Here is a 20,054-nt window from a genome sequence, read left to right as displayed (position 1 = left end):
CAGAAGCAGCCGGGTTTCTTTTTACCTATTTAGGAGGAAAATCCCATTTCCTGAAGCTGCTTATTCTGCAACTGCCTTGCTTCCTATTTCTTGGGCTGGCGTTTCCTTGGTGTCAAACATGGATTTGTCGCCGAGGTTATATATCTGTTGAATACCGTGCAGGATATCTTCGAAAGACAGTTTCAGGTCTTTCAAGAGCCCAGTCTTTAAATCGAACACCCAACCGTGCACGGTAGGATAACCGTGCTGCAGGTAACGCTGCTGCACGACGGCCGTTTTGATGACGTTTACGCACTGTTCTTGCACATTCAATTCCACCAACCGGTCGTAGCGAGCGGTAGTATCTTCAATAGCGTCTAGCTCCTGGTGGTGCAGCCGATACACGTCACGGATGTTGCGCAGCCATGGATTCATGATACCTAAGTCCTGAGCCTGCATGGCAGCCTTCACGCCACCGCAGCCGTAGTGCCCGCACACAACAATATGTTTGACCCCTAGATGTTGCACAGCATACTCAATAACCGACATTGCATTGAGGTCTATGTTGTTGACCAAGTTGGCAATGTTGCGGTGCACAAACACCTCGCCGGGCGCCACGCCCATTAGTTCTTCGGCTGTCACGCGCGAATCGCTGCAGCCGATGTACAGGTAGTCGGGGCGCTGATCACCAGCCAAGCGAGCCAGAAACTCGGGGCCTGTAGCGTTGTGCGTTTCAATCCACTTTCGGTTGTTCTCGAATATTTCGTCGTACGTCGTCATGGGAATTAGCGGTTAAGTGAAATGAATTGATGAGCCGGCAAGATAAAGCTATCTGTAATGCCAAAAGATACCTCCATCAGCCGGAGTCCAAAGACTAGCTTTCTGGCCGCTGACTTTTAGCGCTTCATTGGCCCACGTATTGCAAGTATAAAAAAGATTGTACACTCGCCTAGCCTCGTAAAACGCGTCGTAGCGGCCGTAGCTATGGCCGCTGATGTGCTGGATTTGGCCTTGCGCATCAGGCCGAAAGCTCTTTTGGATGAAGCCGATGAGCCGGGTATACTCGGCAGAAGTCAAGTATATCTTCACGCAATGCGGCCCCACTAGGGGCTTATGGTGAAACGTAGTGTGCATGGCCGAAGTACCCAACCAAAACATAGCTCGTAAAGCAGTGCTTAGCTTAAGTTCGGCCCAGGTGGGCGTGTCTAGGTAAAAGCCTTTGTCGCCCCACCCAAAGCCGATGTAGCGCCGAGTGGTGTCGGCGGCTGGGGTATCGGTATATCGAATGGTGCGGCTCCAATCAATCTGACTGGTTTGAACGGGCACTACTATATCGGTGTGGACCCCATTGGACAGCACGTACGCTTCAATGTCGCCGGATTCGGGAGTGCTACGGGTGCCCACTGGTATCACAGATAGTACTACAGCCCCCACCCCATATACTGCCACTACTCCCAACAGCCCTATGCCCGTGTACTTCGCAACTTTTGCTATTTTCTTGATAAATCCGGCCATGGATAGAGGCTTCGTATTGGTGTGTGGTGAAGACAGGCTTTATCCCGACAGTACGAAAAAGTCACCCGGCCGACTTGGAACCATTAGTTAGCGTAAGCTGACAAAGATGCTTTAATCATTAGGCGACAATCGACGGCGAGACTTATTTAGTTGTAGCTAGTGGCAAGCAAGCAATACTTCGATCAACTGAACCGCTTGCTTGAAACGTTGGGGCCATGTTCCGCTGATTTCTATCACCTCGATGCCGTAGTGCTGTAGGGTTTGGCGGTGCAAGGCGTCGAGCCGCAGCCGGTCGGCATTTGAAAGTGTCGGCCGGTTTCCTGCACAAAGGGCATATCAGCTGCTAAGTAGAGATACAAGGCGGCACGGTTGTGGGCGTGTACTTCGGGCATCACTGCCAATTGCTGCCCAAACATCAGCCTTGCATTGGATTAAGTGATATGAGAGACTACAGGCGCGGTGCTTTAAGTGCTTATAATTTCTCGGTTTACAGCATTCTACGGTAGAGAGTAATAATTCTAATTGGCATTTTATTCAACGGCGGTTTTCTTGGAATTTGGGATGAATAATTTCACTCCCAAACGAATACCTACCTCTCGATACTGAGTGCCTATTTGTCGATAGACAGCGGCAGCAACATACCGTTTGCGTTCAACTGAAATACTGTTTTGCCACTGCCAACTAGTTTGCCACCATGCTACCCGGCTCATCAAGTCTAGCCCATATCTGCGCTTTATCACCAACGTATATTGGCTACCCAATTCTACACCTATGCGCCAGTGGTCTTGCTCCTGATAATTAGCCCGACCAACTGCTAACCAGATGAAGGGCAGTTTATTTAACCCAATATTCGCACCTAAACTATAGCGTTTAAACAATACATAGGGATTATCTACTTGAAGATTCTGATACTCCAGCCCTATATCCAAGTTGAAGTTACTGCACGTAGTTATCAGCTCATCTATAGTTAGTGCCGCCGTTCGATATGAATTATGGGAACCTGTTTGATACTCTAGCTCCAGGCGCGCAGCAGGCTGCATAAAGTCATTATACAGCAGATTGGGTTGGAATAGAGTAAGTTGTCCTCCCAAAGGTGTATACCTTATTCCGCTGGTGAGTGATACGCCTACGTAACGATAATAAAAGTAATCCTGAATGCATCGGACGGGCAATTTGACCACTACACTATCACCAGTCCTTACTGTAACCTGCTGGCTTTTGAAGCCAATATAATTAAATATCAATACAGAATTAACAGTTGGTACAGCTAATTCAAAATACCCATAATAATTAGTAGAAGCACCTATTTTGCTGCCTGCAACTATTACTGTTACGCCCGGCAATGGGTGTTCACTATCCTTAGCTAATACAATGCCTCGTACTATCCCCTGTGATTTACCAGAAATCCAGAGAAACAAGAAAACCGTCGTCAGAAAATAGCACTTTCTCATAGAGCATAAATAAATTTTATACGGAATAAAGCTAAAACAACCTTTATTCCATATAATATAAAAATAGGCTTGATTTTAAAGCGGCAGCAATTGTTACAGCCAGGATAATAACCAAGCTCTATCAAGCAGCAACCTCTTCCACTACGGCGGCGGGCTTCCTTTTCCAACCAATTAAAATTACGCCTGCAATAACTAGTGCGGTTCCTATTAATTGCTCAACAACTATTTTCTCGCCTAAAATAAAATACGCCTGCATGATGGTTGAGACTGGCCCGATACCACTTATGATGGCCACATTATTAGAGCCCACGCTTTTTAAGCCGTAGGACAACATAAAGGAAGGAATAACGGTGGCAACCACCGCCAGCAACACCCCATACAACCACAGTCCGTGTTCGGCCTGAAACTTGGCGGTATCACCGGCTATTGCAAAGTGCACGAATATTCCGGCTGTAGCGGCAAGCATGGCATAAGCCGTGAATTTGGTGGAGCCAATGCGTGGAATTACTCTTCCACTGCCTACAATATACATGGCGTACGTGGTGGCGCACAAAAACACCATAAAGCTTCCGAAATAGAAATTGGGGTTGCTGGAATCTATGGCAAGTTCCCCAAAGTAGGCAAGCGCAATACCTGCATACGTTAATAGCAAGGCTACCCGCTGGACACCGGATATTTTCTGCTTGAAAAAATAAGCGTTGATAAATACGGCAAACGTCGGGTACAGAAATAGAATCAGTCGTTCGAGGCCTGCCGAAATATATTGTAATCCTATAAAATCAAATAAGCTGCTTAAATAATAACCAAGTACACCTAGCGCTAACACAAACGCCCATTCTTTTCCTTTCAATTTCACGTTGCTGCTCCGACTGCTTACGGCAAAAGCGGCAACTAAATAAAACGGCAGCGCAAACAGCATCCGTAGAGTCAGCAAGGTAAGAGCATCGGTATGCGTGCCAGCAAATGCCAACTTCACAATAATTGCTTTCGTGGAAAATAAAATTGCCCCCACCAACGTGACCACAAACCCGGCAACAGGAATAGACTGTTTGGTATTACTGCTCATACTTTATTTAGAGTAAACACTAGCTTATAAAAACAAAAAGCTGCCCTGTTTAGGGCAGCTTTTTGTTTTCAAGCAGATACTACTATTTCTGCGACAACTGAGCTGCACCCGACTCTTTCAGTCGGATTAGGTTCAGGGCCGAGCCGGCTTTAAACCACTCAATCTGTCCCTCGTTGTAGGTATGGTTGAGGGTGATGAGGTCGGTATCACCATCGGAGTGGTGCAGACGGGCTTGCAGCGGCTGACCGGGCTGGAAGTTGGTCAAACCGAGGATGTCGATGATGTCATCTTCTTCAATCAGATCGTAGTCGGCCTTGTTGGCGAAGGTGAGGGCCAGCATCCCCTGCTTCTTCAGGTTGGTTTCGTGGATACGCGCGAAGCTCTTCACGATGATGGCGCGCACACCTAAGTGGCGTGGTTCCATAGCGGCGTGCTCACGGCTAGAGCCTTCACCGTAGTTCTCATCACCAACTACCACCGAGCCGATGCCTTGGGCTTTGTAGTTACGCGCTACGGCCGGTACCGGCGAGTAAGGCGTACCCGAAGTCAGGGCATCTTTCACCGAGTTAGCCTCGCCGTTGAAAGCGTTGGTGGCCCCGATGAGCATGTTGTTGGAGATGTTGTCGAGGTGACCACGGTATTTCAACCACGGACCGGCCATCGAAATGTGGTCGGTAGTGCACTTGCCCTGGGCCTTAATGAGCAGACGCAACCCTTTCAGGTCAGTGCCTTCCCATGGCTTGAAAGGGTCGAGCAACTCCAAACGGTCGGAACCGGGGTCCACGATAACCTGCACCGAAGAGCTGTCTACAGCAGGAGCCTGGTAGCCGGCATCCTCTACAGCGTAGCCTTGGGGTGGCATTTCGAGGCCGTGCGGCGCGTCGAGCTTCACTTGCTGACCATCTTTGGTGGTCAACGTATCCACCAGCGGGTTGAAGGTCAAGTCACCAGCAATGGCGAAAGCCGTCACGATTTCGGGCGAAGCCACGAAAGCGTGGGTGTTGGGGTTGCCGTCGTTACGCTTAGCAAAGTTGCGGTTGAAGCTCGTGATGATAGAGTTCTTGCGCTTGGGGTCGTCGGTGTGACGCGCCCACTGCCCGATGCACGGACCGCAGGCGTTGGCCAGTACCACACCGCCCATTTGAGCGAACGTGTCTAGCAGACCGTCGCGCTCTACGGTGTAGCGCACCAGCTCCGAGCCGGGCGTTACAGTGAACTCGGCATTCACGGTGAGACCTTTGCTCACGGCTTGCTCGGCAATGGAAGCGGCGCGGGTGATGTCTTCGTACGACGAGTTGGTGCACGAGCCAATCAAGCCTACTTCCAGCTTCTCGGGCCAGCCATGCTCACGCACGGCGGAAGCGAACTGAGAAATCGGCCAAGCAGCGTCCGGCGTGAAGGGGCCGTTAACGTGCGGCTCCAGTTCGGAGAGGTTGATTTCGATCAGTTGGTCGTAGTACTCGGCAGGATTCGCAAACACTTCGTCGTCGGCGCGCAGGTGCTCAGCTACACCGGAAGCCAGGTCGGCAATTTCGGCCCGGCTAGTGCCGCGCAGGTAGTTGGCCATGCTTTCGTCGTAGGCAAACACCGAGGTGGTAGCCCCAATTTCAGCACCCATGTTGCAGATGGTAGCCTTACCAGTGCACGACATGTTTTCGGCACCCTCACCAAAGTACTCCACGATAGCACCCGTACCGCCTTTTACGGTCAGGATACCCGCTACTTTCAGGATTACGTCTTTGGGAGCCGTCCAGCCCGAGAGCTTGCCGGTCAGTTTCACCCCGATAACCTTCGGGAACTTCAGCTCCCACGCCATGCCGGCCATTACGTCGACGGCGTCGGCGCCACCTACCCCGATGGCAATCATGCCGAGGCCACCCGCATTGGGGGTGTGCGAGTCGGTACCGATCATCATACCGCCGGGGAAGGCGTAGTTTTCGAGTACCACTTGGTGAATGATACCAGCACCGGGCTTCCAGAAGCCGATGCCGTATTTATTGGAGACCGAAGCCAGGAAATCGTATACTTCTTTGTTTTCGGAATTGGCGATGGCCAAATCCTCATCGGCTCCTACTTTCGCCTGAATCAGGTGGTCGCAGTGCACTGTGCTGGGCACGGCCACTTTGGTTTTGCCAGCTTGCATAAACTGGAGCAGCGCCATTTGAGCCGTGGCATCCTGCATGGCCACACGGTCGGGGGCGAAATCGACGTAGGAAACCCCGCGCTTATATGCCTGCGAAACAGAGCCGCCGTACAGGTGAGCGTACAGGATTTTTTCGGTCAGGGTAAGCGGGCGACCAACGGCAGTACGAGCAGCTTCGATGCGGGAGCCCATGCCAGCGTACACCGCCTTGATCATTTCTAAGTCAAACGCCATAATGCGAAAAGGAAAAATGTGGAGGGAACGGACCTACTTATAAGAGCAGGTACGCAAATATAGGCGCCTGGTAGGGCGCGTCCCAAACTTTCTGGTCTACGCTTTCTCACGAAGCTTTAGCTTCCTGCTTTTTAAGCAAAACAGTTAACTGGCAGCCGTCCTGTGCGGTTGCACACGACGGCAAACCGGTGCTTCGTGCTACCTTGGCACTTTACCTTATTAAACCAATTTCGGCGATTTGTAGTTTAGCGCCGAACGTATTGTCTTTCTACGCTGACTATGTCTCTCTCTTCGCTTTTCCAAAAAGTGTTTCTCGGTGCCGGCCTCACGCTCCTTGTAGCTGCTTGCGGCACTGGCTCGCCCTCTGATAATCAAGCTGCTACCGGAGGCACGGCCACGCTCCTCACCGCCGGTACCTGGCGGGGTGTGCTCTCTGCACAGGGCCAAGAAATTCCCTTCTTATTTGACGTAGCTACCGACGGTGGCAAGCCTACCGTGACGTTGCGCAACGGCGAGGAGCGCCTCAAGCTCGACGAAATCACTACCGCCGGCGACTCCACTACCATCCGCTTGGGTGTATTCGATGCCGCGCTGGTTGTGCGAGCCGATGGCAATGATAAGCTGAAAGGAGCTTGGGTGAAGTACGACGCCAAAGACCCATACCGCGTGCCGTTTAGTGCTGCCAAAGCCGCATACCCAACAGCTTTGTTTGTGGGGGACGCCAAAACGGCGGCCACCTACGGCGACATGAAGAAGGGCGCTACCTTCCGCGTGGAGTTCCGGGGCGACGATGGCGAAACGTACCCGGCCGTTGGTATTATCAAGCAGGATACCACGAACAGCGCCGTGCTTACCGGCACTTTCCTGACTTCTACCGGTGACTATCGGTACTTGGCGGGCAACTTAGTGAACAAGCCCGACGGCGAACATGTGATGCTGTCGACGTTTGATGGTAGCCACGGCTTTTTGTTTGATGGAAAGCTGGACAAGCCCGGCAACATCAACAACATCAAAGGCAATTTCTACAGCGGCAAGAGCGGCCACGAAACCTGGACCGCCGTGCTCGACGCCAACGCCAAACTACCAGACGCCAACGCCCTTACCGGCATGAAGCCTGGCCAGAAATGCCTCGACTTCAAGTTCCCGAGCATCCTCGAAGGCGGCAGCATCTCCCCCACCGACCCCAAGTACAAAGGCAAAGTAGTGGTAGTGCAAATCCTGGGTTCCTGGTGCCCCAACTGCATGGACGAAACCAACTTCTTGGCGCCCTGGTACGAGAAAAACAAGCAGCGCGGCGTTGAAATCATTGGCCTAGGCTACGAGCGTACCCCCGACCAGAAACTAGCGTCGCAGAAACTGCTCAAGATGAAGCAGCGCCTCAATGTAGGCTACGACTTGGCCGTGGCCGGCATAGCCAACAAGGATTCCGCCAGCACTTCGCTGCCACAGCTAGCCAAAGTCCTGGCCTTCCCCACCACCATCTTCCTAGATAAGAAAGGCGAAGTCCGAAAGATTCACACCGGCTTCTCCGGCCCCGGCACCGGTAAATACTACCAGCAAGAAACCGAGGAATTCGAGAAAACAGTGGCTAGCTTGTTAGCGGAGTAAACTCGTTTGCTTACCAAGTTAGCTTTAACACTAGCAAGCTAGTTCCCCTCCTCGGATGAGAGGGGAACTAGCTTGCTGGCTTTAGTTTCTTAAGTAATAACGCTTTTGTGAAGTAAAGCTCGTGGAGGCTAGCCCTTTCGGAAACGGAGTGGCAGTTCTCCTTGCGGGCGTAGCGTGACCAGGGGCATGAGTACCGGGGGAGTGTCTGTAGCGGGTTCGATGCTAAAGTGACGCAGTGTTTCCAGCAACACCAGCTGGATTTCGGTGAGGGCGAAGTGGTTGCCGACGCACAGGCGCGGACCGCCGCCGAAAGGCAGGTAACCATACGTGGGTACCACTGGGGCAGCACCCGGCGCAAACCGTTCGGGCCGAAATTCCTCGGCATCAGGCCAAAGGGCAGTGTGGTGGTGCAAACCGTAGAGATAAAGCGAGAAGAGGGTGCCTTTCGGAATGGGCTGCCCCTGAAATTCGTCGTCTTCCAAGGCTACGCGGTCCAGAATCCAAGCGGGAGGGTACAGGCGCAAGGTTTCCTGTACTACGTACATCGAGTAAGGCAACTTAGGCAAGTCGCTGAATTCGGGGGGGCGGCCAGCGAGTACGCTGTTCATTTCGGTGCGCACGTTGTCGGCAACGGCAGGGTGCCGGGCCAGCAGATAGAACATCCAACTTAGCGCGTTGGCCGACGTTTCGTGGCCCGCCACTAGCAGGATATTGACCTCATCAAGCAGTTGGTTTTCCTGCATGGGCTCCCCGGTGTCCTCGTAGCGGGTATCGAGCAACATTTGCAGCAGGTCGTCGGGAGCTTGGGCGGGATCGGTGGGTGGATGCTGGCGGCGCTGCCGGATGTAGCCCCGAATTAGCTCACGTAGCTCCCGGCTAAGTACGTCGTGGTGGCGGTAGCTACCCCGGGCGCGAAACCATGGCCGCAAGTACGGCTGCCGCACGGTGCGCACATAGAAGGCCTGAATCCGGGTTAAAATGTCGGCTAGCCGCTCCCCTTCCGCTTCGGAAAGGCTGGCGCTGAAGGTAGCCCGTGCCACAATACGGAACGCCACCCGCGTCATGGCTTCGTGAATATCCACTACGGCCGTCCCGTCGGGTGTGGCGGTGCGGGCCGTTAGCTCGGCAGTCCATTCTTCGGCGGCCGTTTGCATCAGACGGGTCAGGCCGGCTAAGCGCTGCCGATGAAAGCCCGGCTGAATCAGGCGGCGCTGCCGCAGCCAGTCGGCCCCTTCGTTGGTGAGCAGCCCGCGGCCTAAGTAGCGTATGAGGCCGTGCGTGAGGTCAGACTTCAGGTAACGACGGTGGTTTTTCTGGAGAATGTGCTGCACCAAGGCCGGGTCGCGGGTGACAATACCCGGCCGGACTCCACCCAGATACACCCCTACCGTGTCGCCATAGTCAGAGAGAATGCCGTTGAGTCGGCCAATAGGGTCACGCGTGAAAGCCACCGAGCCGAGCAACGTGCGCCAGCGCGGTACCCATGGCACTGTTTTTTGGGAAGCCGTAGCGGATTCAACGGGAGAGATAGGCATATCTAAAAAAGATTGGGATAATCAGGACAGAGCGGCCGCAAGTGTAGCACTTGGCTAGCAGACATCCAGCGCCTCAGCCGTATTATCTCTACCTCCCAGACAACATAAACCCATAAGTGGTGCGTACACAACTACTGGTAGGCGCCTTTAGTAGTGGCCTGCCGCCGCTCTGCTCTCCTTCCTTTCTTGAAAACCAAACTAATTTCTTATGTGGATTCAACAGAAAACCACCCCCGCCCCTCTCGATGAGCTCCAAGGCCGCACGGTGGGCCTCAAGTTCGAGTGTAACCAGTGTCATACGGAAGTATTTACCGACTTGCTCGGTGTACCTGCCGCCGACCACCTGGCCAATTCCACCGAAGACGATGGGCAGTTCGAAACCGAAGAAATCAAGTGCCCCGGCTGCGACATGATTCACGAAATTACCGTCAAGAGCACCTTCGACGGCGTGACGTTCGAGGTATCCGAAGTGGCACCCGAAAGCGTGGAATATCAAGTCCAGGCATAACATACGAAGCATAAAAAAGCGCCCCGGTAGCTTAAGCTACCGGGGCGCTTTTTTATGCCCTATACCAACGATGCGCACTCTAGTTACTTCTCCCGCTCAATAGTGTAGTTGATGAGCTGCTCCAAAGACGAGCGGGAAGGTGAATCGGGGAAAGTGCGAAGTATAGTCAGCGCCTCGTCCCGATATTTCTCCATTACGCCAATGGCATATTCTAGCCCACCCGTCTTCTTCACGAACTCAATAACGGCCTGGACCCGGTCTTTGCGGCCGTCGTTGTTTTTGACGTTGTAGATGACGCGGCGCTTGGTTAGCCAATCGGCCTGCTGCAGCGAATGGATGAGCGGCAGCGTCATCTTTTTCTCTTTGATGTCGATACCGACTGGCTTGCCAATTTCAGCCGTGCCGTAGTCGAAGAGGTCGTCTTTAATTTGAAAAGCCATGCCTACTTTTTCACCAAAAAGCCGGGCGCGCTCAATGGTTTCGGCATCAGCCCCGGCCGATGCCGCCCCAACGGCGCAGCAAGAAGCAATAAGGGAGGCTGTCTTTTGCCGGATTATATCGAAGTACACATCCTCGGTGATGTCGAGGCGGCGGGCTTTTTCGATCTGGAGTAGTTCGCCTTCGCTTAGCTCGCGCACAGCATTGCTTACTAGCTTGAGCAGTGCGTAATCGTCGTTTTCGAGGCTTAGCAACAGCCCTTTGCTCAGCAGATAATCACCGACGAGAACAGCAATCTTGTTTTTCCAGAGGGCGTTGATCGAGAAGAAGCCGCGCCGGTAGTTGCTTTCATCTACCACGTCGTCGTGCACGAGCGTGGCGGTATGCAGCAACTCGATAAGTGCCGCGCCACGGTAAGAAGCTTCCGGGAGCGGGTCGCCCCCGCTGATTTTGGCCGTGAAAAACACGAACATGGGCCGAATCTGCTTGCCCTTGCGCTTCACGATATAGCCCATGATTTTATCGAGGAGCAACACCTTGGTTTGCATGGACGCCCGGAATTTTTGTTCAAATTCCGCCATCTCGGTGGCAATTGGCGCCTGTATTTGGTCCAGCGTAACGTTCATGCAGCGGTTTTGGGCGCTGCAATGATACGGGGAAAATGGTGAAATAAAGAGGTGGCGCAGAGGTGAGTTCTCGACTTAGTGAAATGGTGAGTACGACGGTCTAAACGTTGGTATCAGCTCCAGCGGAACATCATCCCTTCACCGCGTATCTTCGCCACTATGCCTACGCAACCTGTCCGCCTCGATTTTCAACTGACCAGCTCCCGCCATAGCCGGCCCTTCACCGCCGACGCCCGCTACCTGCCCGACGGTCAGCCCAAGCCTGTGATAGTGTTCGTGCACGGCTTCAAGGGCTTCAAAGATTGGGGACATTTCAACCTACTGGCTGATTATTTTGCGCAGCAAGGCTTTGTATTCGTGAAGCTCAATCTGTCGCACAACGGCTTGGTGGTCGGCGGCACCGGCGACCTGGAAGACCTGGAAGCCTTCGGCCAGAACAACTTCTCGCTGGAACTCGACGACATCGGCACCCTGCTGGATACGCTGGAACAACCTTCTCAAACAGGCATCCCGGCTGTTGAAACCGACCTTGCGCGCCTTGCCCTGATAGGCCACAGCCGCGGCGGCGGCTTGGTGCTGCTTAAGGCTGCCGAGGACCCGAGGGTGCAAGCAGTAGCAACGTGGGCTGGCATCAACAATATAAACCCCGGCTGGTCGGACGAGTTGATGCAGCATTGGCAGCAGCAAGGCGTTTACCACGTCGAAAATAGCCGTACCAAGCAGCAATTGCCGCTTTACTACCAGATTGTAGAAGACTACCATGCCAACCGCCTGCGCCTAGACATCCCACATAGTGTGCGCCGTAAGCTGCACAAGCCCCTGCTCGTCCTCCACGGCGACCAAGACGAAACCGTACCCGTGCAGCGCGCCCACGAGTTGAAAAGCTGGAAACCCGAAGCCGAACTGCTCATTCTGCCTAACATCACGCATAACTTCGGCGGTGCTCACCCATGGACATTAAAGGAATTGCCCGCGGATGCAAAGCAAGCTGCCGACGCCACTGTCGAGTTTTTCCGTCGGGTGCTGCCATCAAGCAGGTAACCTTTACCATCTACCGACTCTTATCAGATGTCAACCGCTTACCTTCTGCTTGGCTCCAACCTTGGCGACCGGCTTGCTATTCTTAAAGAGGCGGTACAGTATTTGGCAGCTACTGCTGGCTCCCTAGAGGCCGTATCGGGACTATACGAAACTGCCGCGTGGGGTCTGGAAGATCAGCCCGCGTTTCTGAATCAAGCGGTGCACCTCTGTACTTCTCTTCCAGCCGAAGCGCTACTGAATGTGTGTCTGCGAGCAGAGCAGCAAGCCGGCCGCGAACGAAAAGTACGTTGGGGAGCCCGCACCCTCGATGTCGATATTCTCTTCTACGACAGCCTTGTACTTGATACGCCCCGTCTTACGGTTCCCCATCCGCGCCTGCCTGAACGTCGATTTGCGCTGGTGCCACTAGCAGAAATTGCCCCTGAAGTTGTGCACCCGGTACTACATCAGACGGTAGCAGAGTTGTTGGTCGCCTGTAAAGATGACTTAGCAGTGATACGAGCAGAAGACGTGTGAAGCCTTTCTTGCACTCTTGCCAGCATCCAAACCCCCTAAACCACAACGACCTCCTGAGCTATCAGAAGGTCGTTGTGATTTAGAGTGTTCTCAGCTTGTCACCGAAGTTGCTACCGCTCAACCGCGACGATTGTTAGGTACATCTTTCAATTGGTCTGAGCAATTACCGGGTGATTTGGACCCATCCTTTATAGGTGCGCTTAGTGTTGGCCACATCGCCAAACTCGACCTCGGCCTGGTAGTAGTAGACGCCCTCGACCACACTCGGCGAGGCCCCGCCCTCGCTGCGGCTGCCGCCCCCGCTCCAGTTGATGAGCGGGTCGGCGCTGCTCTCGTAGATCTTGACGCCCCAGCGGTTGAAGACCGTGAAGTGGGTGCGCCGCAGCGGGGTGAAGACCTTGGGCCGGAACGTGTCGTTCTTGCCGTCGCCGTTGGGGGTGAAGATGTTGGGCAAGAGGAAGAGCTGGCAGTCCTCTTTGCAGGCGCGGTTGCTCAAGGCGCTGCGCGTGCCGCTCGAGTCGACGGCCTGCACGGCGTAGCAGCCTGCTTCTGACAGCAGGTTGCGGTGCACATAACTCGTTTGTGTGCCCGGTACCGTGGTCAGGAAGCGCAACGAGTCCTGGCCGGCGGGGGCATAGTAGAGATTGTAAGCCGCAATGGCGCGGCTGCAGTCGGCGGGGGTGGTGCTTAGCTGCCAGCTCAGAGCGTTGGCATAGACCGGGCCGCTGAGGGGGGTGGCCGGCAAGTCGAAGAGGCGGCTGGCTAGGCTGTCGCAGTTGGCCTGCTGCAAGCGCAGCACCGGCGCGCACGGCACGTTACGCACGGCTATACACTGCTGCTGACTTAAATTAACAAGTGAGTCAGGCAATGTAGGGGCATTATAGGTGCCATTCGTCTCGACGTAGTAGCAGTAGGTCCGACCCTTAAGTAGGCGTTGGGCGGCCGTGCCCTGGTCGCGGTAGCTGCCGCCCGTGGTCGTGCCCGTCACCGTGGCAATGCGCACGAACGGGTCGTTAGGGTTTTCCCCTTTGCGGTAAATTATTGTGGGCCGCCGACTATTGTCCCACGGCACTGTGTACGTCCAGCGCAGATCAATGGCATTTTGCTCGTTCGGGTTGATTGCCTCAACAGCTGTGCCGTCAAGCCGTACGCTCGAAGCCGAAGCCGACGTTTCGGCCACCAAGTTCTGACTTAGCAGTTCCACCTTGTAGCTGTACGTCCGATTCTGCGTATCCAGCGCCGGATCCTTGTCCACATACCTGGTTGTGTCGCCATTATTTATCAAGGCGACTGGCGCGAATGGACTTGTTCCTACAGCGCGGAATAAGCGGTACTGCAGCGGCTCGGGATAAGGAGGGGTACTGGTCGGTTTGGTCCAGCGCACCGTAATTTGGCCGTTAGTAGGTGCGGTGCGGTCTACTGTTACGTTTCGCATGAGCAGCGGACTACCCGGAAACTCGACACACGCCTCCTGCGACGCTAGACTCTCGCCCCCCGCCGGCCGGGGAAAATCGACATAGATGCGGTAGCAGTAGGTCTTGCCTCGCTCCAGACCTTGCCCACCGTTGGTATCGGTGTAGTCGACGATATCGGTCGTGCCCGTGTAGGTGAGAGAAGCAATCTGCACGTAACCTGAGGAGGCCGGAATGCCCGTTACACACTCGCCGAAGTCGCCTCCATTCGAGTTTTCGCGCCGGTAGATGAGCACCCGCGCCCCGGGCTTGCGGCAGATGTAGCTGTTCCACGTCAAGCGGGCGTTGCGGGCGTTGCTGACGCCAATAACTGGCGCCACGCGCAGGTTCTGCGGCGCCGGCCCAATCACCCTGATGCGCCACGTACGAATGTCCGTTAATTGCGCTGAAGTGTTTACTCCCGGATCATCTACGGCAGAGAAAACTACCTGTGTTGGGTCGGAAGCAATATTGTTACAGTCGGGCGTCCAGTTGAAAGCACCTGTTGCGGTAGGCGGCCCGAACGAGGATTGGACGAAGGTGGCTGGGGGTAATACTCCGCTGCTAGCCGAAAGCGTGATTCTCTGCCCGTCGGGGTCAGTAGCCGTCACGTTACCCACAACCGGAGTGCCTGCTACCACGCACAAGTCGGGCGGGATGACCAGTTCAGGCCGCTTGTTGTTACTGGCTCGCACCGTCACCTGTAGGTCGCGAATAATAGTGGAGATGAGACGATAAAAACGCCGGCCGCTCACCACCGTGCGACGGTACTCATAAATAGCAATAGCGAAGTTATATTCACCAGCCACTGCCGGTGCATTCCATACCAACTGGCCTCTCTGATCTATCTTAAAGATAGCAGCTTTGCCACCCGGCTCCCATGCTGGTGGCCCCGTGAAAGGCACTTGCACCCCGCTACCAACGGCATTAGGGAACACAAAACCAGGTACCGAAGCGGGCGCCGGAGTACAGGTAGATGCCGCTATTGCTGCGTTGGCCTGTTGACTATTCACTAATTCGTATCCCAAAGAATCGCCGTCAGCATCAAAGGCGTCGGGATTATGCTGAAACACTTCATTTACCGCTCCATTATCGATGGCCGGGTACCGAAGCACTGGCGAACGATTCTGTAGTAACGCTGGATCAATGGTAACGGTAGTAGAGATATAAAATGTTTGCTGATCGGAAAGACTCATATTCAACACTCCCCGGTTGCGGTTTTCGCCGATAAAGCTGACGACATAGGGCCGGCCAGGCGGACTAGCGGCCCCGTATGTGTGCTCGAACTCGTAGGTATAGCGCTTTATATCGGGCCGGACGAGCACGTTGGTGGTGCGCGGCACTTTCAAATCGCAACTGCCGTCGCCGAAGAATATAGCTGCATCTGCCTGGTCAGGGGGCTGCATCTGGCCAGGAACGGATGGGCCTGCAGGGTCTCGACAATAGAGAGTCAGCCGAAAATATACTCTTCGGGGATTATTGGTGTCGATAGTTGATTGAATCTCGCCAGCTCGAATGTGAGAGGCTTGCGCCGAAACAACCAAACTCAAGCTCCACAATAACAACCAAAAAGCTTTAACCCAAGCTTTGGGAAATAGTAAAGTATGTGACATAGAAGCAAGTAGTAAGCGAATGCCCTGCGCTAGGACCTATCTAACAGCCTATATAAATAAGCCAACAAAATCTAAATCTTTAGAAAAGCAATATAGTCTTTCTAGAGGCTATATTGCTCGTTACTGCCCTGTTTATTAGAGTGCCACTATCAACTACTTTGTTTGTTGATTAGCAGCTTACATCTAAAAGCAAAGGCCCCGTGATAACACCACGAGGCCTTTGCTTTTAGATGCTGCTTCTTATTACACGGCAGAACTTACTGTTACTTCTGGTGCAATCTTTTTAACCAAACCTTGCAATACTTTACCCGGTCCACACTCCACAAATTCGGTGGCGCCATCCTGCACCATGCGTTGCACACTCTGCGTCCAGCGGACGGGCGCAGTTAATTGCCGCACCAAGTTTTCCCTGATTTCGTCGGGGTCCCGGTGTGGGGCGGCGTCCACGTTCTGGTACACGGGGCAGATACCAGCCGAGAAAGTGGTTTTGGCAATAGCCTCGGCCAAAGCAGCTTCCGCCGACTGCATCAACGGAGAGTGGAAGGCTCCTCCTACTGGCAGCGGTAGGGCACGCTTGGCACCAGCAGCTTTTAGTTGCTCGCAGGCCAACTCTATGCCCCGCTGGGAACCCGATACCACCAGCTGCCCTGGGCAGTTGAAGTTGGCGGCTACCACTACGTTACCCGCTGCCGTTATTTCCTGGCAAATGCGAGTCGTGGTATCGTCGTCGAGGGCCAGGATGGCAGCCATCGTGCCGGGCTGCTCCTGGCAGGCCGCCTGCATAGCCTGGGCCCGCTGGGCAACTAGTCGCAACGCATCCTCGAACTGCAACACCTTGGCCGCTACCAAGGCCGAAAACTCGCCTAGCGAGTGACCAGCCACCATATCAGGATTAAGGTTAGGCAATACAGCAGCTAGCGCGACAGAATGCAGAAAAATAGCGGGTTGCGTGACGTCTGTACGGCGCAGATCATCCTCGGAACCGGTGAACATAACGTCAGTGAGCTGGAAGCCCAGGATTTCATTGGCTTGATCCATTAGGTGCCGCGCCGCGGGGTACTGCTCGTACAGATCACGACCCATACCGCTGAATTGGCTGCCCTGGCCCGGAAAAACAACTGCTTTCATAAGAAGAGAAACGGAGGAAAAGATGGGGGGGCAAGATAACAGGAATAAAAAAGCCCGCTGCCGAAGGGCAGCGGGCTTTGCAAATAGGTCACTCAGCGTAAGCTAAGTCGGCTACCGGGTAATTTGGACCCATCCTTTGTAGGTGCGCTTGGTGTTGGCCACATCGCCAAACTCGACCTCGGCCTGGTAGTAGTAGACGCCCTCGACCACACTCGGCGAGGCCCCGCCCTCGCTGCGGCTGCCGCCCCCGCTCCAGTTGATGAGCGGGTCGGCGCTGCTCTCGTAGATCTTGACGCCCCAGCGGTTGAAGACCGTGAAGTGGGTGCGCCGCAGCGGGGTGAAGACCTTGGGCCGGAACGTGTCGTTCTTGCCGTCGCCGTTGGGGGTGAAGATGTTGGGCAAGAGGAAGAGCTGGCAGTCCTCTTTGCAGGCGCGGTTGCTCAAGGCGCTGCGCGTGCCGCTCGAGTCGACGGCCTGCACGGCGTAGCAGCCTGCTTCTGACAGCAGGTTGCGGTGCACATAACTCGTTTGTGTGCCCGGTACCGTAGTCAGGAAGCGCAACGAGTCCTGGCCGGCGGGGGCATAGTAGAGATTGTAAGCGGCGATGGCACGGCTGCAGTCGGCGGGGGTGGTGCTTAGCTGCCAGCTCAGAGCGTTGGCATAGACCGGGCCGCTGAGGGGGGTGGCCGGCAAGTCGAAGAGGCGGCTGGCTAGGCTGTCGCAGTTGGCCTGCTGCAAGCGCAGCACCGGCGCGCACGGCACGTTGCGCACCGCTATGCACTGCTGCTGGCTCAGGTTCACCAGCCCGCTCGGCAGCTTCTCCGCATTATAGGTGCCTGTCGTCTCGACGTAGTAGCAGTAGGTCTGCCCTTTGATCAGGCGCTGGGTGGCCGTGCCCTGGTCGCGGTAGCTACCGCCCGTGGTCGTGCCCGTCACCGTGGCAATGCGCACGAATGGGCCTGTGGCCTCCGGCCCGCGCCGGTAGATCACCGTCGGCTGGCGCGTGTTGTCCCACGGCACGTTGTAAGTCCAGCGCAAGTCAATCGTGTTCAGGTCGGCGCTGCCCACAGCTGGCGTGGCCGTTCCCTCTAGGCGTACACTCGAGGCAGCAGTGGCCGTTTCTGTCACCACATTCTGGCTCAGGAACTCCACCTTGTAGGTGTAGGCCCGGTTCTGCGTGTCCAGCGAAGGGTCCTGATCAATATAGGTTGTGTCGTTGCTATTGTTGGTCACGTTGATCAACGGCCCGACCTGCGTGAAGGTCGCCGTGCTGGCCTGCCCCTGCGCGCGCAACACCCGGAATTGCTGCGGGCTGGCAAACTCGGGCGTGCTGCGGGGCTTGGTCCAGCGCACGGTGATCTGCCCGCCGCTGGCCGCGGTGCGGTCCACCGTCACGTTGCGCATGAGCAGGGCCCGGCCCGGAAACTCGACGCACGCCTCTTGCGAGGCCAGACTCTCGCCCCCAGCCGGCAGCGGGAAGGCCACGTAGATGCGGTAGCAGTAGGTCTTGCCCCGCTCCAGACCCTGCCCGCCGTTGGTGTCAGTATAATCGACGATGTCGGTCGTGCCGGTGTAGGTGAGAGAAGCAATCTGCACGTAACCTGAGGAGGCCGGAATGCCCGTCACGCACTCGCCGAAGTCTCCCCCGTTTGAGTTCTCGCGCCGGTAGATAAGCACCCGCGCCCCGGGCTTGCGGCAAAGGTAGCTGTTCCACGTTAGGCGGGCACTTCGGGGCGGGCCAGCGGCTACTGCCCGCAAGTTCTGCGGCGCCGGACCGATAACCCTAATGCGCCACGTACGGATGTCCGTTAGAGGTATTCCATTAGCCATTGGAAGTTCATCCGTAGCATTGAAGACTACCTGCGTTGGGTTGGAAGCAATGTTATTGCAGTCGGGCGTCCAACGGAAAGTACCGGTGGCAGTGGGCGGGCCAAACGAGGACTGAACGAAGGTGGCCGGGGGCAAAATCCCACTGTTAGCCGTGAGCCGTACGCGGTTGCCATCGGGGTCAGTAGCCGTCACGTTACCCACAACCGGAGTGCCTGCTACCACGCACAAGTCGGGCGGGATGACCAGCTCGGGACGCCGGTTGTTGCTGGCTCGCACCGTCACCTGTAGGTCCCGGATGACTTCTGCAATCAGACGGTAATTGCGTTGCCCTCCCACTACTACACGGCGGTACTCTTTCACCACTAAGGCAAAATTGTATTCGCCTGGCGAGCTAGGAGCATTCCACACCACTTGTCCCGTAACAGGGTCTATTTGGAAAATAGCGTTGTCTCCGGGTACTCCTACTGGTGGCCCAGTAAACGGCACCTGTACGCCAGGAGCAACGGCATTAGGTAGTACGAAAGCAGGAACAGATGCAGGTGCAGGAGTGCAGTTCACTACGGCGGTGGCATTTCCAGCTTGCTGGCTGTTCACGAGGGCATACGCCAAAGAATCCCCGTCGGCGTCATACGCCGCGGGGTTATGCTGGAATACCTGGCCAACCACCGCGTTGTCGATGGCAGGGCGCCGAAGAACCGGGGAGCGGTTCTGCAAGAGCGCCGGGTCAATGGTAACCGTAGTGGAAATGTAGAACGACTGGTTCACCGAGTTCGCCATGTTCCTGATTCCCGCATTCCGGTTCTCTCCGATAAAGCTAACCACGTACGGCCGGCCTGCCGGACTTGGCGCCCCGTAGGTATGCTCGAACTCGTAGGTATAGCGCCGTACGTCTGGCTGAAGCAACACATTAGTTGTGCGAGCCACGTTGAGGTCGCAGCTACCATCGCCGAAGAAAATGGCTGCGGTAGGCTGGTCAGGCACCCCATTGGCTGGGTCCCTACAATAAAGGGTCAACCGAAAGAATATACGGCGCGGATTGGCCCCGGCAGTGGTATCAACCTTAGATTGAATATCACCGGCCCGGATGTGAGTTGCTTGAGTTGGGAACGCCAAAGTCAATAATCCCACCAAAAGCAACAGCAATGACCCAAAACGGGTCAAACGGAATAGTAACGAACGCAACATAGAGGCGGGTAATGAGGGAAGGAAGGGCCTACGGCTGAACAACAGCAAAACCTTAGGACTAATCTAACAAAAATCAGACCTGTAGGTTGGTAAAAGGATCAGCAAACTCCATTTATCTAACGGAGTAGCGCGCATATTGATTCATGCGAGCTAACGCGGGAACGCCGAAGTTTATTTCAATTGTTTC

General features: G+C 55.1%; 14 protein-coding genes. 4 read left to right on the top strand and 10 right to left on the bottom strand.

The features are described from left to right. Positions 1-60: 60 nt before the first annotated feature. From P1X16_RS04275 to P1X16_RS04255, 5 genes are all read right to left on the bottom strand, one after another. On the bottom strand, positions 61-759 hold the full coding sequence (locus P1X16_RS04275) for a carbonic anhydrase (RefSeq protein ID WP_277226617.1): 699 nt from the start codon (positions 757-759) through the stop codon (positions 61-63). A gap of 48 nt (positions 760-807) precedes the next feature. Beyond that, a complete protein-coding gene (locus P1X16_RS04270) occupies positions 808-1,494 on the bottom strand; it encodes a TIGR02117 family protein (protein WP_277226616.1) in 687 nt (228 codons plus the stop codon). A 530-nt stretch (positions 1,495-2,024) separates the two neighbouring features. Beyond that, positions 2,025-2,945 carry a carboxypeptidase-like regulatory domain-containing protein gene (locus P1X16_RS04265; protein ID WP_277226615.1) on the bottom strand — a complete coding sequence of 307 codons (921 nt, stop codon included), beginning with the start codon at positions 2,943-2,945 and terminating at the stop codon, positions 2,025-2,027. Positions 2,946-3,066: 121 nt separating this feature from the next. Then, a complete protein-coding gene (locus P1X16_RS04260; RefSeq protein ID WP_277226614.1) occupies positions 3,067-4,011 on the bottom strand; it encodes an EamA family transporter in 945 nt (314 codons plus the stop codon). An 82-nt stretch (positions 4,012-4,093) separates the two neighbouring features. Continuing rightward, a complete protein-coding gene (locus tag P1X16_RS04255; RefSeq protein ID WP_277226613.1) occupies positions 4,094-6,388 on the bottom strand; it encodes an aconitate hydratase in 2,295 nt (764 codons plus the stop codon). Between the two features lie 279 nt (positions 6,389-6,667). On the opposite strand from P1X16_RS04255, the gene P1X16_RS04250 reads away from it, so the two are divergent. Continuing rightward, the gene (locus P1X16_RS04250; protein ID WP_277226612.1) at positions 6,668-7,996 is read left to right on the top strand and encodes a TlpA disulfide reductase family protein; all 1,329 of its coding nucleotides are present in this window, start codon (positions 6,668-6,670) and stop codon (positions 7,994-7,996) included. A gap of 128 nt (positions 7,997-8,124) precedes the next feature. Here the strand turns inward: P1X16_RS04250 and P1X16_RS04245 are convergent, their stop codons facing one another. After that, positions 8,125-9,531, bottom strand: a complete 1,407-nt coding sequence (locus P1X16_RS04245; protein ID WP_277226611.1) for a cytochrome P450 — start codon at positions 9,529-9,531, stop codon at positions 8,125-8,127. 208 nt (positions 9,532-9,739) lie between these two features. On the opposite strand from P1X16_RS04245, the gene P1X16_RS04240 reads away from it, so the two are divergent. Then, complete coding sequence (locus tag P1X16_RS04240) at positions 9,740-10,039, top strand: hypothetical protein (RefSeq protein WP_277226610.1); 300 nt, start codon at positions 9,740-9,742, stop codon at positions 10,037-10,039. An 83-nt stretch (positions 10,040-10,122) separates the two neighbouring features. On the opposite strand, the gene P1X16_RS04235 is transcribed toward P1X16_RS04240, so the two are convergent. Then, positions 10,123-11,103, bottom strand: coding sequence for a polyprenyl synthetase family protein (locus tag P1X16_RS04235; protein WP_277226609.1), 981 nt, complete (start codon positions 11,101-11,103; stop codon positions 10,123-10,125). A gap of 159 nt (positions 11,104-11,262) precedes the next feature. On the opposite strand from P1X16_RS04235, the gene P1X16_RS04230 reads away from it, so the two are divergent. Continuing rightward, positions 11,263-12,144, top strand: a complete 882-nt coding sequence (locus P1X16_RS04230; RefSeq protein ID WP_277226608.1) for a dienelactone hydrolase family protein — start codon at positions 11,263-11,265, stop codon at positions 12,142-12,144. A gap of 27 nt (positions 12,145-12,171) precedes the next feature. Continuing rightward, positions 12,172-12,660 (top strand): 2-amino-4-hydroxy-6-hydroxymethyldihydropteridine diphosphokinase, encoded by a 489-nt coding sequence (gene folK, locus P1X16_RS04225; protein ID WP_277226607.1) that lies wholly within the window; start codon positions 12,172-12,174, stop codon positions 12,658-12,660. A gap of 163 nt (positions 12,661-12,823) precedes the next feature. Here folK and P1X16_RS04220 read toward each other — a convergent pair whose 3' ends face one another. The 3 genes from P1X16_RS04220 to P1X16_RS04210 form a co-directional block, all read right to left on the bottom strand. Further along, the gene (locus tag P1X16_RS04220) at positions 12,824-15,517 is read right to left on the bottom strand and encodes a gliding motility-associated C-terminal domain-containing protein (protein WP_277226606.1); all 2,694 of its coding nucleotides are present in this window, start codon (positions 15,515-15,517) and stop codon (positions 12,824-12,826) included. Positions 15,518-15,967: 450 nt separating this feature from the next. Further along, positions 15,968-16,852, bottom strand: a complete 885-nt coding sequence (gene fabD / locus P1X16_RS04215; protein ID WP_277226605.1) for an ACP S-malonyltransferase — start codon at positions 16,850-16,852, stop codon at positions 15,968-15,970. 111 nt (positions 16,853-16,963) lie between these two features. Further along, positions 16,964-19,867 (bottom strand): gliding motility-associated C-terminal domain-containing protein, encoded by a 2,904-nt coding sequence (locus P1X16_RS04210; RefSeq protein ID WP_277226604.1) that lies wholly within the window; start codon positions 19,865-19,867, stop codon positions 16,964-16,966. Positions 19,868-20,054: the final 187 nt, after the last annotated feature.

The organism is Hymenobacter sp. YC55, from assembly GCF_029433095.1.
Taxonomy (GTDB): domain Bacteria; phylum Bacteroidota; class Bacteroidia; order Cytophagales; family Hymenobacteraceae; genus Hymenobacter.
Note: the sequence above shows the minus strand (reverse complement) of the source record. Positions and strands in the feature narration are given on the sequence as shown.

Bases quoted from the DNA above. Each gene is read 5' to 3' on its own strand.
- P1X16_RS04275 (WP_277226617.1), bottom strand. From the start codon at position 759: ATGACGACGTACGACGAAATATTCGAGAACAACCGAAAGTGGATTGAA.
- P1X16_RS04270 (WP_277226616.1), bottom strand. From the start codon at position 1,494: ATGGCCGGATTTATCAAGAAAATAGCAAAAGTTGCGAAGTACACGGGC.
- P1X16_RS04265 (WP_277226615.1), bottom strand. From the start codon at position 2,945: ATGAGAAAGTGCTATTTTCTGACGACGGTTTTCTTGTTTCTCTGGATT.
- P1X16_RS04260 (WP_277226614.1), bottom strand. From the start codon at position 4,011: ATGAGCAGTAATACCAAACAGTCTATTCCTGTTGCCGGGTTTGTGGTC.
- P1X16_RS04255 (WP_277226613.1), bottom strand. From the start codon at position 6,388: ATGGCGTTTGACTTAGAAATGATCAAGGCGGTGTACGCTGGCATGGGC.
- P1X16_RS04250 (WP_277226612.1), top strand. From the start codon at position 6,668: ATGTCTCTCTCTTCGCTTTTCCAAAAAGTGTTTCTCGGTGCCGGCCTC.
- P1X16_RS04245 (WP_277226611.1), bottom strand. From the start codon at position 9,531: ATGCCTATCTCTCCCGTTGAATCCGCTACGGCTTCCCAAAAAACAGTG.
- P1X16_RS04240 (WP_277226610.1), top strand. From the start codon at position 9,740: ATGTGGATTCAACAGAAAACCACCCCCGCCCCTCTCGATGAGCTCCAA.
- P1X16_RS04235 (WP_277226609.1), bottom strand. From the start codon at position 11,103: ATGAACGTTACGCTGGACCAAATACAGGCGCCAATTGCCACCGAGATG.
- P1X16_RS04230 (WP_277226608.1), top strand. From the start codon at position 11,263: ATGCCTACGCAACCTGTCCGCCTCGATTTTCAACTGACCAGCTCCCGC.
- folK (WP_277226607.1), top strand. From the start codon at position 12,172: ATGTCAACCGCTTACCTTCTGCTTGGCTCCAACCTTGGCGACCGGCTT.
- P1X16_RS04220 (WP_277226606.1), bottom strand. From the start codon at position 15,517: ATGCAGCCCCCTGACCAGGCAGATGCAGCTATATTCTTCGGCGACGGC.
- fabD (WP_277226605.1), bottom strand. From the start codon at position 16,852: ATGAAAGCAGTTGTTTTTCCGGGCCAGGGCAGCCAATTCAGCGGTATG.
- P1X16_RS04210 (WP_277226604.1), bottom strand. From the start codon at position 19,867: ATGTTGCGTTCGTTACTATTCCGTTTGACCCGTTTTGGGTCATTGCTG.